Here is a 15,498-nt window from a genome sequence, read left to right on the forward strand (position 1 = left end):
AGCTGCTTGGTCGCTGGGGCTAAGGGTCAAAACTGGAGGGCGGAGTCCAGGCATAATCTTAGGGAGCAGTGCAACCCTCTAATCATAGGCAAACTTAAGCCGCTGAGTACTAGTACATTTAATAGAGTTGAGTTATTTAGGATGTGCCTTCAATCACCTATCATTCTTTTTGCGAGAATGATGGCGATGCTGCGACTCCCACAAAAAGAATGACAGGTTATTTTGTTTGTGCTTCTCAGCGGCTTGTTAAGAGGTTAAATCTTGGGAAATTTGCAAAGAAAGGTAAAGTCTTTCTTCCTAAGTTTTAAGTATCTATACGGTTTTCTTTGCTCTTCTAGAAAAACGTCAGAATTGAGATGAGGAATGCTTCCACGATCGCCACAGATGAGAGGCAATACTATGAACAGCCCCCTTAATTCAATAGAAACGGAGCCGCAGTCTACACAAAGCCCATCCCCCGATGAGCTTCAGGAGAACATGAGTGAGGAACTTGAAGAATCCTCTACTACCGTAAAGGATGAGTTAGAGCGTCTAGAATCTCGCCTTGAAGTTGTTGAAGATCAGTTGTCTCATCTAAATTCCAATTCCTGTTTAAAGGTTTCGAATCCACGGATGGCCGCTTTTCACCATGTTTATGATCCTGCCCATCGCACTTGGTAAAGAAAATGGGCAAAATTAAACATAAAATCTAAAAGACTGTACCACCCGTTTCACGAGCAACACAGGTTCTGGCTTTTTGTTCAATTGAATTACAGCGCTTTGCGCTTGAATCAGCCACGCTTGTTTTTGTGAGAGCTGCGCGGCTCTAGCTCTCACAAAAACAACCAGGTTTAAGCGCTTGAAAAGCGTTGTAAGCCTACGTATGCAATGCAGCTCAGTCAGGACTTACGCATTTGTGTTGTGGGTGGGGTGCTTCGCACCCCACCCACAACACAAATGCGCTACAGATAGCGGACTTGCGTAAGTCCTGTCAGTATGAGACAAAAAATAAACTATCTCTAAAACCCAAATTTTTCGCTATGAGGGCAAAGCTGCCATAACGGAAAAGCTGGGGTTTAAGGGTTTTGTCCTGCACTGAGCGATACAGATACAAAACTAGAGATGCTAGAAAACTGTGTGAATGGTTGTTCTGGCACTTTTGGAGTTAGGAATCGTCTGGTGATGTAGTGTATCCAAATCTTTAGACATACACGGTTCATTACAACGAGAAATTTTATGGTGAGCGTGCAAATACAGCCCCGCTGGTTGAGTGGGGTGATGGCCCTTTGTCTGATGGGACCGCTTGCTTCGGCTTGGGTGCCTGTACAGGCACAGGGTCCTATCCAGGCGCAACCTGTAGTCTGTGCAACAGAGCGGCAGCAAGTGATACAGGGAGCCTTGCTCGATATTCAAAACGAATTTGAGCGTGAACTACGGAAACAGAATTATCCTCAGGCTGGGCAAACCCTGGGCGATTTTTTTGAGGCAACTCGTCAGTTAGATGAGCAAACGCGGGCAGGTTATCTAACTTTGTTTTTGTTAGAGGAATCAAATCAGCAATATGCTCAATGGCGGCAATTAGTTGATTACTCGGTTAAAACAAAAGACACAACGGCGATCGCTCCTGCTCTCACTGCGGCAGTCGAGGCGACCCAAACCCTGAGTAGTGGGCATAGTTTTTCTAAAACTCGCCTCTTTACAGTTCTGGCGGGTATTTATACAGAACTGGGCTATCCAGAATCCGCGTTAACACTTTTGAACCAGGCTCTACAGGCCAGCCAGACAATTCGTGGAGCGGAATTTCAGACCAATGCTCTGGCCCCTCTGGCAGAAGCCTACTTAAAGATTCAGGAACCCGTGCGAGCAATGACCGTTCTTGATCAGACACGAGCCATTGCAGATCAGGTCAATGATCCAGCTTACCCAAGTCGGCGGGGACGGGCTTTAGGGCAGGTGGCAGTTGTCTACGCCAAGGCCGATCAAGTTGGAACAGCGCTGGACTTGGCTGAGCAGATTAAAAATGATCCCGAAAATCAGGGTTACGTGCTGCAAGCAGTCGCGGAAGCTTACCTCCGGGCGGGAGATCGAACGACCGCCATGAACCTGACCGGTACGATTGCATCCCCTGCGGTACGAGCCGCAACATTGCTCAAAATTGCCGAGTATGAAGCCAGTCAGGGTAATTCTGAGCAGGCTGCGGCGTTATATGCCCAGGTTGGGGAAATGTCTCCAGAAGAGATTGGGATTTTAAATCCATTTATCGAGGGCTATGCTCAGCTCCAACCTGAGACAGCCTTGAGGGTGGCTCGTGCTTTGTCAAGGCCAGAACAACGATTCTCTGCTCTATCGACTGTTTCACTAGCCTACCGACAGGCTGGAAACGCAGAGCGGGCAGATGCCGTCGTTGAAGAAATGGTAGCGGCTGCCCAGCAACTTCCAGAGGATTGGCAAGGTTTCAACATTAGCCGTGAGGTGGAACGGGCAATCGCAATCCAGGCGTATGACCAGGCGATTCGTCTGGCCCTAGTTCCCGATCCGGCGCTCCCCTACTACTCGCGAGGGCAGGTGCTGGCTGACATTGCCTATCGTGCTGCGGAGGCGGGGAATGATGCCAGCGTAAGCCAGGCACTCGCGGCGATCAATCCAGCAGAGGTGGAGATCCGTACTCTTGCCTTGGAATCTGTAGCACAGGTTTATGTGCGAGCCAATCAAGTGGATCGGGCATTAAGCTTGGCCGAGCAGATCGAAGCAGCCTATACGGCTTACCGGATTCGGGTTGTGGCAGCGATCGCCGGGGAAGTGTACCGCATCGGTGGTATCGATCCAGCTACACCGTTGTTTGATCAGGCACTTCAACAAACGCGGGCCTTGTCTCGGCCCGAGGATAAGGTGATAGCATTGGGGGCGATCGCCCTGGCCTACAGCCGCACCGGTCAGATCAGCCAGGCACAGGAATTGATCGATCAGATGAAACCCATCGTGCCAAGCTTTACGGAACCGTATTTAGCAACAGCGGCTTTAAAGCCTCTGGTGGAAAAGTTTAGCGCGACTGACCAGCATGTCATTGCTCTGCAACTGGCTCAGTTGATACCGGAAACTAGCCCGCGTAGTTATACGCTTGAGGCGGCGATTGAGCAAGCAATTGATGCTGAGCAGTATGGGTTGATTCCACCTATGTTGGATGGGCTGGAGTTGCCGGAGACACGGGCACGATGGTTGTTGGTACTGAGCGATCGCTATCGCCAAACGGATCAAGCCGTGGAAGCTTTAGGAGCACTGACACAAGCTCTAGAGGTAACACGTACCGTGGCAGATCCAGAAACCCGTGTTTTGGTGTTTGGAACAGAAGGAGCAACGGTAGTAGAGGATGATTTTGATCGGGCCAGTTTACTGGAAAAAATTGCCCTGCGTTATGTGTTGATGGGGCGACGACCTCAAGCGCTCCAGGTGACGGCACTGATTCAGGATCAGGCAAATCGCGATCGGGTAAATCAGCGGCTTCGCTGTTGGTAGGAGCACAAGTTATACCTCACCAGTATTGTGGGCATGGCCCAGAGCGTCACGCCCACAATAGCTGGCCAAACAAACCTTAAGGATCTCGTACAAAATAAGACCCTGATTTTTGAGGAAAGCTCGACATAGTCGAGCCTTCCTCAAAAATCAGGGTCCTATTAAATTCACGCTCTTAAGGGATTGATGGTGTGTGCGAAGCACGCCACATCAATCCCTTAACGAATTATCAGCTGGAACGGGCGATCGGCGCTTTTTTCCCCAGAGCAACCATGACTACCACAATGAGAGCTGTACCAATCGTCATCGGTGTGACTGTCTCATGGAGCAAGAACGCAGAGGCAAAGAGGGTCAAAAAAGGTTGCAACAGCTGCACCTGACTAACACGGGCAACACCGCCGATCGCCAACCCATGGTACCAGGCAAAAAAGCCCAAAAACATACTAAACACACTGACATAGCCAAAGCCCAACCAGGCTTGAAGCGAACCCTGTATCCCATGATTGATTACGCTGAAGGCAACCGGCACTGCCAGAAACGGGGCAGATAACACCAATGCCCAACAAATTACTTGCCATCCTCCTAATTCGCGGGATAGGCGGCCACCTTCGCCATAGCCAATAGCCGCTGCGATCACCGCACCCAACAATGCCAGATCTGCCAGTTGCAGGTGCCCCCCACCCGATAGGATGGCAAACCCAACGACGATCGCACTACCTAGACTGCTGCATACCCAGAAAGCTGGAGAGGGGCGATCGCCTGTCCGTAATGCTCCGGCTAACGCTGTCGCCAGGGGTAAAATGCCCAATACAATTGCACCGTGGGAAGCTGGTAAGAATTGCATGGCCCAGGCAGAGAGCAGAGGAAAACCGACAATGACTCCCAGTCCGATAATTCCCAGGCTGGCTATATAACGACGAGCGGGAAGCGGTTGCCGAGTTACTTTTAGCAACACAGCCGCGAGCATTGCTGCCACGACAGCCCGCCCCAAGCCAACGACGGTGGCCTCCAACTCTGCTACGGCCACACGAGTCGCTGGCAACGTCAGGCTAAACGTTAACACCCCTAAAAAACCATAGAACAGCCCCAGAGTTTCGGGATGAATGTCCTTCAGGGTATGTCGGTAAGCAACGAATCGATTTCCCATGGTTGTTGGCAGTGTGATGCGCTGTTACCAGCTCAAAATTGAGAAACCTACAATGTGTTTCTTTATTTTTTAGAACATGACAGTGTATAACTGCTTGAGCTTAGCGAGATGGATTGAGTCTTTGCAAGGGCCAATTTCTACCTGTTGTAGCAAACCACTTTGGTACGATTGGCGTACTCAGCCCCATTAAATATAGGACTTAAAAGGCTGTGCCCTTGAATCAACCACGTTGTTTTTGTGAAAGCCGCGCTCTGCGTGGCTCTCACAAAAACAACCAGATTTAAGCGCTTGAAAAGCGCTGTACGTTTAAGTGCAACCACTTACTCTGTTATTTGGGTCATGTTTCAAATACATGGATGGGGTGTGGTGAAAGAGGCACAAAGTGTCCTTTTCACCACACCCGCAGAACACTACCGTTACGTGGAAAAGCTGGTTGAGTATTAATCCTGGACCAACTTTTTCAGATCCTCAACCATCACGGCTAGTAAATCAACACTTCTGGTTTGAAGCGCAACCCAGGCATTGGCCGATTGCTTTGCACTATGACGGCGATCGAATAATGTTTTCCCTCGTGTCCAGGTTCCCTGCATTTCAATTTCTACCTTTGCTCGCTGAAAGTGCAGCATTTCAGGGTAGAACAAATAAGCCAATGTTGCGGCATCATGCACCAGAAACCCAGAAACTCCCTTTGTTTCACGGTAGGCCAAGGCCGTGCTCGTCATAAATTCACAGAGCGGCACGATGAATTGAGAAATTTTATTTTGTGGGTTTACCTGGCTGACTTGTCTGGCCATCTCTGGCGTAAAGATCAGGTGATGCGTCACATCAAGCGGAATGACAACTAAGTCATCCCGGCTGTTCAACACGACGTTCGCCGCTTCTGGATCAAACGCAATATTAAACTCGGCTTCAGGTGTCACATTTCCCCACGTTTGAAAGGCTCCCCCCATGATCACAATTTCTTTGGCATTTTTGAGAATGCCGGGTGACTTTTGTTCTGCGGCTGCCAGATTGGTGAGGGGGGCGATCGCAACGATCGTAATTTCCCCCGGCATCTGATTGAGTTTCTCAATCAAAACCTCATCAGATGGACGGGCTGTCTCAAAGGATTGGCTCACCTCAGGTAGCGTATGGGACAAATTCCCCATCCCATCTGCTCCATGGATGTGAGCCGCATCTTCAATCTCGGCTCCCGGTTGCCCCACGCCTCGACCGACTTCTACAGCATCAAAGCCGCCTGCAACAAGCAGCTTGCTGGCCCCCAAAAAGGTGTTGCGTGCATTCACATTGCCGGCTGAAGCGGTGACTGCAACAATATCCGCTAATCCCTGTTTCGCTAAACTCTGCAACCACAGCAGCGCAAACGAATCATCACCACCCGGATCAGTATCTAAGATAATTTTGGGTTTATCGAGTTGCATGATTGTGAATTGGAGTTCCTTGAGGGATAACTTTTTTGTGCTCGTATCGCATACGGAATAGCTCTTTGAAGAAGAATTAGAGCAATAACCCAGCGATCGCAGCGGTGATAAAGTTGCATAACGTTCCAGTCAGCATGGCTCGGAAGCCCAGCTTGGCAAGGTCTGGAATTCGTTTGGGTGCAATTCCGCCAATACCACCGATTTGCTGACCAATTGACGAAATATTTGCAAAACCACAGAGCGCAAAGGTCGCGATCAGGATTGATCGTTCAGAAATTGCCCTGGCTTCTACCATGCCTCTCAAATCAACATAGGCAACGAACTCATTAATAATCGTTCTTTTACCGAGCAGAACCCCAACTTGCCCGGCATCTTGCCAGGGAACTCCCATGAGGAAAGCGAGCGGAGCGAGCAGCAAAGATAGTAGCCATTCCAGGGAGAGTTGGGGAAATCCAACCAATCCACCTAACCAGCCCAGAATAGCATTCAAAAATGCGATAAGTGCCAGGAATGCAATCAAAATGGCAATGATATTGAGAACCAGCTTCATCCCTTGAATAGCGCCATCTGCGATGGCAGCGATCGGGTTATCAATAGATTGTTCTGATTTGATTTCTTCGTCTTCCTGTAAACGTTCTTCAATTACATCTTCTGTATTAGCGTCTGGATCAATATCTCTGCCGACATCGTCATTCGGATACCGGGCCATCGTTGCTGCAGGAGCACCAGGATTCGGGCCAGCAATCTCATCTCCTAATGATTTGGTATGCTCTCTACGATTCACAGGCAATACCGCACTTCTTTCCTTTCTGTTTGATCGATAGCGAGACCTTTCTAGCTCTGGATACACAATTTTTGATATAGCTAACGCACCCGGCGCATTCATTACAGTTGCTGAAATCAAGGCTTGTGCAGAAAGCCCAAACCCAATGAAGGCGGCTAGCACACTTCCAGCAACCGTTGCAAATCCACCCACCATAACGGCATGAAGTTCTGATTCCGTTAGATGGTTGATAAACGGCTTAATCAATAAGGGAGCCTCTGTCTGCCCGACAAAAATATTGGCCGCACAGGATGTTGTTTCAGGACCTGAAGTTTTCATAGTTCGCTGCATAACCCAGGCGATGCCACTCACAAGCCGCTGCAAGATGCCGTAATAGTAGAGCAGGCTAATAAAGGCAGAAAAGAATATGACCGTAGGCATTACCTTAAAGGCAAAGAATATGTCTCTAAAATTTTCACCAAAGACAAACTCCGCCCCTGCATCTGAAAAATTCAGAAAGGCGGTCACTAAATTACCAATTCCATTAAATAGGTGAAAACCAACTCCTGTTCTTAACACAAACACGCCAAACAGAAATTGCAGCGCAAAGCCCCATACAACAGTACGCCACTGAATAGCTCTACGGTCAACGGATAATAGATAGGCAAGCCCAAAAAATACCAGGATGCCAATCAAAGAGATAAAGCGTTCCATCTACTTTTAACCGTATGTTATGGATTCGTTCACACAATTCAATATTGCGATCTCTAAGATTATAGAAACAGCAACCTGAAGATTAGATATGAGAAATAAAGCAGGAAATTTGAGGCGAAAAGTGTAAAATCAACACCGAATAACTAATAATTAAAGTATTCCTATTTAATTCTCCTCTATCATGAGTGTGATTATTTTTGGCAGTATTAACATGGATTTGGTCGCCCGCACGCCACGGCTACCAGCTCCCGGTGAAACGTTAACTGGACATACATTTGAAATGATTCCGGGAGGTAAAGGAGCAAATCAAGCGGTTGCTGTAGCGCGCTTGGGAATCCCTACAACTCTGGTTGGGCGTGTAGGAAATGATAGCTTCGGCCAAACACTACTACAAGGGTTAAAAACTGACAGAATTGCATGTGACCCTGTTTTAGTCGATCATTCAACCCATTCGGGTGTTGCTGTTATTGCTGTTGATGACGCCAGCGAGAACAACATTATTGTGATTCCAGGAGCTAACGGCAATATTGAAACTTCAGATGTTGATCGGTTGCGATCGCTACTTCCTCAGTTTCAAGTTTTGTTACTTCAGCTTGAAATTCCGTTACCTGCTGTCATATCGGCAGCTCAAGCTGCCAAAGAAGCTGGCGTAACCGTCATTCTCGACCCCGCTCCAGCCCAATCTAATTTACCTGCCGAACTGTATCCTCTCATTGATATCATTACTCCCAATCAGGTTGAAACCAGTCAACTGGTTAGCTTTCCAGTTAAAGACTTAGAAACTGCGCATCAGGCTGCACTGGTTTTACAGCAACGAGGTGTACAAACCGTGATCACAAAATTGGGTAAGCTAGGGGCACTGTGCTTAACAGGGTCTGAAACCTTGCAAGTTCCCATCTTTCCAGTACAAGCCGTTGACACTGTTGCTGCGGGTGATGCTTTTAATGGGGGGCTAGCCGCAGGTTTAGCAGAAGGTCTTCCGCTAGCGCAAGCAGTGACTCAGGCCACCGCAGTTGCAGCGCTCTCTGTTACAAAAGCAGGTGCTCAGCCCTCGCTGCCAACGCGCGAGGAGCTCAACACATTTCTGGCTCAGCACTAGTAGGCTGCGGCCTAAGTTCACAACCTATGTTTTGTGTGGGGTGCGAAGCACCCCACACAAAACATAGGTGATGGATTTCCGCCTCAGCGTACTAGTTTAATCGGTTGCAGGTTCCCCTTCCATCCACCTATTGAAACGTCATTCTAAAACAGGTATTGCAATAGCTCAGCGAGACGCGCCTATAGATGATGGCGTTGGTATCATGACAAGCTTAGCGATCGCCCTTACCAATGCTTCCGGGTCCACAGGTTTCGAGAGATGCAGCTGAAATCCTGCTTCAAGGGCTTGCTTCTGGTCATATTCCCCCGCGTAGGCGGTGAGGGCAAGTGCAGGTAAAGGAGTTTTTGCCTGTTGGGCTTCTTGCGATCGCACCTGTTGCATGAGCATATACCCATTCACCTCGGGCATACCGATATCGCTTAGAAGGACATCTGCCTTGGTATGTTCCAGCAATTGCAGTGCAAATACCGCAGAGGAGGCTGTTGTAACCGTTGCTCCCGCCTGTTCCAGAACATAGCAAACAAAATCGCGGCTGTCGTCTTCGTCATCCACCACAAGCGCATGAATCCCGTGCAAAGCCAAATCGGCAGCAAATGAGGTTATATCGGAAGGCCCATCGAACTCTTGTTTTAATTCACATAACACGGGTAGTTTAACGGTAAATGTTGCACCCTGGCCTTCACCTGCACTCTCAGCCCATACCGTTCCTCCATGTAACTCCACCAAATGCCGAACGATCGCCAAACCTAAGCCCAATCCTCCAAATCTGCGGGTCGTCGTGCTATCAGCTTGCCGAAAATAATCAAACACATAGGGCAGAAACTCCTGAGAAATACCTCGGCCTGTATCTTGCACAGTAATGAGTGCATCAGAACCCACCTGAGTTAAGCACACTTCAATTCGCCCTGCCGGATCAGTAAACTTAACCGCATTGGATAGCAAATTCCAGACAATTTGTTGGAGCCGGGTTTTGTCACCCAGCACGTGCCCAGCCTGAGTATCTAACTGGGTTTGGATTGTGATGTTTTTTGCAAAGGCGGCAGCTTGTACCGTTTCAATGGATGCCTGAATGACAGAGGCCAAATCTATACGCACCATCGTGAGGCTAAGTTTGCCCCGTAAAATGCGCGAGACATCCAACAAGTCTTCAATCAGTTGCGACTGTAAGTTGGCATTGCGTTCGATGGTGGCGAATGCTTTTTGTAAGGTAGGTTTGTCAAATTCACGGGTTTGTAGCAGTTTGGCCCATCCCAGAATGGGGTTGAGGGGCGATCGCAACTCATGGGACAACACCGCTAGGAATTCATCTTTAATACGATTGGCAGATTCAGCTTGCTCACGGGCCAGACGCTCCCGAGTCAACAGTTGCTCGCGTTCCTGTTCCATTTGCTTGCGTTCTGTCAGATCGAGTACAAAGCCAATCACCTGGTTTGACGCTTCTTCAATCAATGCACAACCCATTAGCACAGGTACACGGCTACCGTCTTTACGGATGTATTCCTTCTCAAAGGGAGTACACACGCCCTGAGTTTTGAGTTCATGCACAGAGTGCTGACTGATAGCTCTAAACTCCGGAGGCGTCATTGTCTTCCATCCGATGCGATTGCAACGCAAATCCTCACGGGTATAGCCAATGATTTGTAGAAATGCGTCATTTGCTTCCAAAACTGAGCCGTTTAGATCCGCCAGAATCACACCGATCACATTTGATTCCACTAGACGACGCATTTTAGCTTCGCTCTGGCGTAATTCAACTTCGGCCTGATCGCGCTCTGCGGTACGGGCTATGAGGCGATCGCGCATAGTCCCAAAGGCGTGAGAAAGGTGCGCTACTTCTGTAATACGACTGCGTGGAAGGGGAGCCTGGCGATCGCCCAATGCCAGTTGCTCGGTAGCATAGGCCAGGGTACTGAGCGGTTTTGTGAGCCTGCGAGCAATTAATAAGCCAATGAGTAGGGCGATCGTTGCAATAATAATCAGGGTGACAAAGTCACGGTTACGCCGTGTATTCAGTGCCCGTAAAACATCCGCTACCGGACGTTCTACGATCACTCCCCACCCTAGCTTTGGCACATGGGCATACCCAGCCAATTGCCAGGATGACGAATCCCAGTAATGTATCCCCCCATAGCCCGTGGTTGGATTAAGTACTGCTGCTACCGGAGGCGATGCTGAATAATCGGCGAACTCATTTACCAGGGCTGTATTCGGATGGGCAACAACCCGTCCCAGGTCATCCACTAAATACGCTTTCAAGTTCGCTGTACCGGAGGTTTCTACTAACTGTTTCGTCACCTCTGTAGCCTCAATGGCCCCCGACACCACCCCAGCAAACTCTCGATTACGGGTATACAAGGGGCTTAAAAAGACGAAAACAGGTTTGCCGATAACGCGTCCGACACGAATGCTGAGCGTTGGTTCTCCCGTCCGGCGCGCAGTCTGAAAGGAGGAGCGATCGGCAATAGAAGGCCCTAAAGGGCGATTGTCACTGCGGGCGATCGCATTGCCTCCTGCATCGTAGGTGGCCAGAACGACGAAATCGGTATAGGTCTGGTTAATCAACCGTAAAAAGTTTCGCTGCTCCGTTGGAGACATGCTGGCCAAATTAGGTTGTTGCGCGAGTGCATGGACAGCTGCCCGATGTAAGCTCACATAACTGGCAATATCTTGGGATAAAGCTTTGGCAAGCGTTTGTTGCAGCGCCAGCGCTTGCTGAATGACGGTCTGCTCCTGAGGGAGGGTCACGAGGGTCACTGCCGTCAGGAGGGGCAACACGACTACACTGACCAGAGTGACAGCTAGTTGAGTTTGCAGAGAGCCCGGATCGACCCGTCGCAGCCAGGGGGAGAGCCATGGCAAAAGGGCCAATAGGCTACCCAGTCCACCATAGTAGAGAACAGAGTTCCAGGTGGGAGCTCCCAATCCAATCGTCCACGCCCACATGACCCCACCGGCTATTAGATGAGCACATCGAAAGCACCAGGGTGGAGTCTTTGGATAAAAATAGGCAGCGAATAAGGCTAACCCGCCTACCAGGTAACCAATACCGTACCAGAGCAGATAGGGGCGAACCGGATCATAGAGGTGAGCCTCAAATTGAGGGTTGAAGGGGGCCAGCACAATCAAGCCATCTAACAGGCTTCGAGTGGCCATGATGAAGGCAAACAGATCAATTTGCCGGGGGAGGGATAGCCGCCAGGAGCTAGGAATCAGGGGGGCGATCGCAATCCCAATCCCTAAAAGGCTGAAGTCTACCAGTGCTGTCCAGGTGTTTGCCAAAAAATGCCCACGAGCAACCTGAAACAGTGCAAAAGCCACCATGAGGTGGGCAGCCATCAGAAACAGACGACGCGGTAGCAGGGTGATCGCCATAATCAGGGTTACCCCGGCAATGACTTGCCAGGCCCCTAACCAGGGCAATTGGGCTTGAATCGCAACAAATACATGAGTCTTGAGGGTATGAGGCAGCATCAGCATCAACATCCCTCGGACGACAATGTAAATCCCGATGAACCACTGTAAAGTGTCAATTCTGATGGGCTGTTTCATTCTCTGCTTCCACAAGGAAATATAGGCAATTTAGTGCAGCAGCAGATCTCCGCAGCCCTCAAAAAGGATTTTATTTGGCAAATAGCTAGTTTCAAGGTACTATTCAGCAATTCTTTGGTAGCAAGTGATGATGCTGGAACATCGAACACAAGCTTAATTCTCAGTCCAAAGAGAGCGGATCTTATCTACCCTTAGCAGGATTTACAGCGGACGAGCGACTTCACTAATTCCACATTCGCTACCACTGGATACTTTCGCCACATCAGTTAGTTCTGCCAGTAGAACCTACAGCACTTTGCGTTTGAATCAACCACGGTTGTTTTTGTGAGAGCCGCTCTTCGCGCGGCTCTCACAAAAACAACCAGATTTTGAATGCTTGAAAGCACTGTAATAGAAGAACTTTTAGGATTTAGGGTTATCTGTTGTTTTTTCAAAGCAGAAAATATTGTGAAGTAATGAGATCCTCTCAAATACTTAGGCAGCTTTAAAATTATGATGCAAACGTCATCTCAGATCGATTGGATAGAACCGTTTAAACACACACCAATCCGATGCGGAAAATGGAAAAAAAGAAGGAGTTAATTAGTACAGAATTACAACTTTCATTTCATTGATTTGTTCGAGAAGAATTAATGACGTGTTTACAACAGCATGAATACAATAATTAAGTTAACCTCAGTTCGGGATAAGCTGAAGTGCCCATTTTGGCGTGCGCAAAGCGCACGCCAAAATGAGCGTTTTCGAGTGCCGCGCGTTACGCGGCACTCGAAAACGCCCTTAACCCGAACTCAGGTTAAGTTAAGTGGGCATAGCTCAAGCAAAGTTATAAACCCTCCTCAATTGCCGAAGGACTCATTCGCCATCTGGGGGGAGAACATGCGCCCGTTCCATTCCACCTAACCACACATTTGAAATATCACCAAAGCACTAAGTATCCAGGCTTTTACATTTGTGCCACCAAGGCAGTTCGCGTGTACTATTAAAGCAGTGAGCTGCGGTTGGGCGATGGCAAATCTGTTGTTGATTGAGAGTCCAGGTAAATCTAAAAAGCTAAGCCAGATTCTGGGTCCAGGATGGATTGTCAAAGCCAGCATGGGGCACATTCGGGAACTGGCAAACGACGGAGAAGATGCCCTCGGATTTGACCTGGGCAACACCATCGACTGTCGCTATATTCCACGGGGCGATCGCGGCAAAAAGGTAATCGCCGACTTACGGCAGGCCGTGAAACAAGCCGAGGCCGTCTACATCGCCACTGATCCAGATCGAGAAGGGGAAACCATCGGCTGGCATTTGCAACAGGAATTGCGGATCAAGAACCCTCGCCGCGTAGTCTATAGCGAAATCACGCCTCAGGCAGTACGGGCCGCGATCGCCCATCCCCGTTCTCTGGATCAATCGCTCATTGCAGCAGGGCGCGCGCGCGATTGCCTGGACAAGTTGGTAGGTTATAAAGGCAGCAAGCATGTGGTTTGGAAGCTCAACATTGGAGCAAAATCCATGGGACGGGTGCAAAGTGCAACGTTGCACCTGCTGTGCCTGCGCGAGAAGGAGATTCAGGCATTCCAGCCTCAGGATTATTGGAGTGTCTGGGTGGAGTATGCAGAAGGATTCAAGGCGTTTTATCGGGCCAACTTGAAAGCGCTCAAGCCAGCGTCGGAGGAGGAACTGGATGATGCGGCAGCAGAAAAGAAGGGGCCAGAATCGGACCGGGTGACGAGCCAGGAAGAGGCAGATCGGTTAGTGGCGATCGCCCGCAACCATCCTCATCAAGTCGTCAAGGTAGACGGCAAAGTGACAACCCAGTCACCACCCCCACCCTTCATTACCTCCAGCTTGCAACAGGCCGCCGGAGCCAAGCTCAAGTTTAGCCCGGATAAGACTATGAAGGTAGCCCAATCCCTTTACGAGGCGGGCTTCATTACCTACATGCGAACGGACTCAGTGATGCTGGCAGCCCCCTTCTGCGATGCGGTGCGAGAGTATTTGGAGCGCAACGATCCAGACAATGTGCCCAGTACAACAACACGCCATCGGGCCGTGAAGGGTGCCCAGGAAGCTCACGAAGCGATTCGTCCGACGGATGTGAATCGGCTCCCAGCCCAGTTGAGTGGAGATGACGGTAGGCTATATGAGCTGATTTGGAACCGGGCGATCGCCTCTCAGTGCTGCCCCGCTCGTCTGCGCAAAAGCCGCATCCTATCGCGATCTGAGAATGCCCATTGGGAAGCCCGAGGGCAGATAGTCGAGTTTGCAGGCTACACCCGCTACTGGAATAACCTGAGTGCTGACACGCAACTACCCACTGTTCAGCAGGGGCAACCCCTGACATTGAAGCAAGCAGGCTCGGAGAAAAAGCAAACTCAGCCGCCACCCCGCTATACGGAGCCAAAGCTGGTGCAACTCATGGAACGTAAAGGGATTGGACGACCCAGTACCTATGCCCCCACCATCAAAACTCTGAAGGAACGGGACTATGTGCAGGTAAACAAGGGCAAACTCCACCCAACAGCTCTGGGGTTATCGTTGGATGGGGCACTGGAGGAGTTGTTACCTGACCTGCTCCAACCAGAATTTACAGCTCAGATGGAGTCTGCTCTGGATACGATTGCCCAGGGGCAGCAGGATTGGCAGGCTTATTTGACAACCTGGCATCAAACTTACTTTGCCCCTGCTCTAGAGAAAGCCCGTCAAATTCTGGGCTCAAGTGCCTCTCCTGGGCTACGAACTGAAAATTTCTCAGCATCAAAAGCAAAGCCAGCATCTACGAAGACTAAGAAAAGGTCTTCCAAGACCGCTTCGCCTCCGGAAATGGCTTCTGCCAAAGCTGGTGGTGCAATAGAGGAAATTTCAGAGGGACAGCATCGATCGCATGGGATCCCGACTCAAACTCCTTGCCCCAAGTGCCAGAACCCAATGCATAAGATTTCGTCCCACTCCAAAAAGATGAAGGCGGATCATTTCCTGAAATGTATTACTCCAGCCTGTGGCACGGTGATGTTCTGGAACCCTAAAAATAAGCGTTATGAGTTGCCCTATGCAGAGCGATCGCTCAGCCCCGATCGTTTTGTAGATCATCCATGCCCGGTTTGCGGTGCTTTGCTAGAACGCTACGTCTACACCAAAGAGGGAAAAGAAAAGGCGATGTTGCGCTGCTCCCTGCCAGATCATCGGCGTGATAAGTGTAAAGAGGTGGCATTTTTTGAGGGGCGTGATGGGTTCTGGTCACCCAAGTTTGGCACTCTGAAGCTGGAGACGTTGCATCGTTAAGGATCACGAACAAAATAACCTGTAATTCTTGTTGTGAGAGGGGCGG

The 15,498-nt window shown here is 49.7% G+C and carries 8 protein-coding genes; 4 read left to right on the forward strand and 4 right to left on the reverse strand.

Going from position 1 to position 15,498, the window contains the following annotated elements; all coding sequences use genetic code 11:
• The first annotated feature begins 399 nt into the window (after positions 1-399).
• A complete protein-coding gene (locus H6F91_RS25795; RefSeq protein WP_190772782.1) occupies positions 400-660 on the forward strand; it encodes a hypothetical protein in 261 nt (86 codons plus the stop codon).
• A 555-nt stretch (positions 661-1,215) separates the two neighbouring features.
• Entirely contained in the window at positions 1,216-3,492 is a 2,277-nt protein-coding gene (locus H6F91_RS25800) for a hypothetical protein (protein WP_190772783.1), read from the forward strand.
• 226 nt (positions 3,493-3,718) lie between these two features.
• On the opposite strand, the gene H6F91_RS25805 is transcribed toward H6F91_RS25800, so the two are convergent.
• The 3 genes from H6F91_RS25805 to H6F91_RS25815 all read right to left on the reverse strand — a co-directional run bounded on the left by H6F91_RS25805 (position 3,719) and on the right by H6F91_RS25815 (position 7,534).
• Entirely contained in the window at positions 3,719-4,636 is a 918-nt protein-coding gene (locus tag H6F91_RS25805; RefSeq protein WP_190789544.1) for a DMT family transporter, read from the reverse strand.
• Positions 4,637-5,076: 440 nt separating this feature from the next.
• Positions 5,077-6,057, reverse strand: a complete 981-nt coding sequence (locus H6F91_RS25810; RefSeq protein ID WP_190772785.1) for a nucleoside hydrolase — start codon at positions 6,055-6,057, stop codon at positions 5,077-5,079.
• 76 nt (positions 6,058-6,133) lie between these two features.
• Positions 6,134-7,534: a nucleoside transporter C-terminal domain-containing protein gene (locus H6F91_RS25815; RefSeq protein WP_190789545.1), complete on the reverse strand. Its 1,401-nt coding sequence runs from the start codon at positions 7,532-7,534 to the stop codon at positions 6,134-6,136.
• Positions 7,535-7,715: 181 nt separating this feature from the next.
• Here H6F91_RS25815 and rbsK point away from each other — a divergent pair, with 181 nt between their 5' ends.
• The gene (rbsK, locus tag H6F91_RS25820) at positions 7,716-8,633 is read left to right on the forward strand and encodes a ribokinase (protein ID WP_190772787.1); all 918 of its coding nucleotides are present in this window, start codon (positions 7,716-7,718) and stop codon (positions 8,631-8,633) included.
• A gap of 165 nt (positions 8,634-8,798) precedes the next feature.
• Here the strand turns inward: rbsK and H6F91_RS25825 are convergent, their stop codons facing one another.
• Positions 8,799-12,182, reverse strand: coding sequence for an ATP-binding protein (locus H6F91_RS25825; protein WP_190772788.1), 3,384 nt, complete (start codon positions 12,180-12,182; stop codon positions 8,799-8,801).
• 1,005 nt (positions 12,183-13,187) lie between these two features.
• On the opposite strand from H6F91_RS25825, the gene topA reads away from it, so the two are divergent.
• A complete protein-coding gene (topA, locus tag H6F91_RS25830) occupies positions 13,188-15,452 on the forward strand; it encodes a type I DNA topoisomerase (RefSeq protein ID WP_190772789.1) in 2,265 nt (754 codons plus the stop codon).
• The last annotated feature ends 46 nt before the right edge of the window (positions 15,453-15,498 follow it).

Origin of the sequence: Leptolyngbya sp. FACHB-8, assembly GCF_014695575.1 — a bacterium.
Classification (GTDB): Bacteria; Cyanobacteriota; Cyanobacteriia; order Elainellales; family Elainellaceae; genus Vacuolonema.

Excerpts from the sequence above, each read along its gene's own strand:
- H6F91_RS25815 (WP_190789545.1), bottom strand. The coding sequence starts at position 7,534 with ATGGAACGCTTTATCTCTTTGATTGGCATCCTGGTATTTTTTGGGCTT.
- H6F91_RS25795 (WP_190772782.1), top strand. The coding sequence starts at position 400 with ATGAACAGCCCCCTTAATTCAATAGAAACGGAGCCGCAGTCTACACAA.
- H6F91_RS25800 (WP_190772783.1), top strand. The coding sequence starts at position 1,216 with ATGGTGAGCGTGCAAATACAGCCCCGCTGGTTGAGTGGGGTGATGGCC.
- rbsK (WP_190772787.1), top strand. The coding sequence starts at position 7,716 with ATGAGTGTGATTATTTTTGGCAGTATTAACATGGATTTGGTCGCCCGC.
- H6F91_RS25825 (WP_190772788.1), bottom strand. The coding sequence starts at position 12,182 with ATGAAACAGCCCATCAGAATTGACACTTTACAGTGGTTCATCGGGATT.
- H6F91_RS25810 (WP_190772785.1), bottom strand. The coding sequence starts at position 6,057 with ATGCAACTCGATAAACCCAAAATTATCTTAGATACTGATCCGGGTGGT.
- topA (WP_190772789.1), top strand. The coding sequence starts at position 13,188 with ATGGCAAATCTGTTGTTGATTGAGAGTCCAGGTAAATCTAAAAAGCTA.
- H6F91_RS25805 (WP_190789544.1), bottom strand. The coding sequence starts at position 4,636 with ATGGGAAATCGATTCGTTGCTTACCGACATACCCTGAAGGACATTCAT.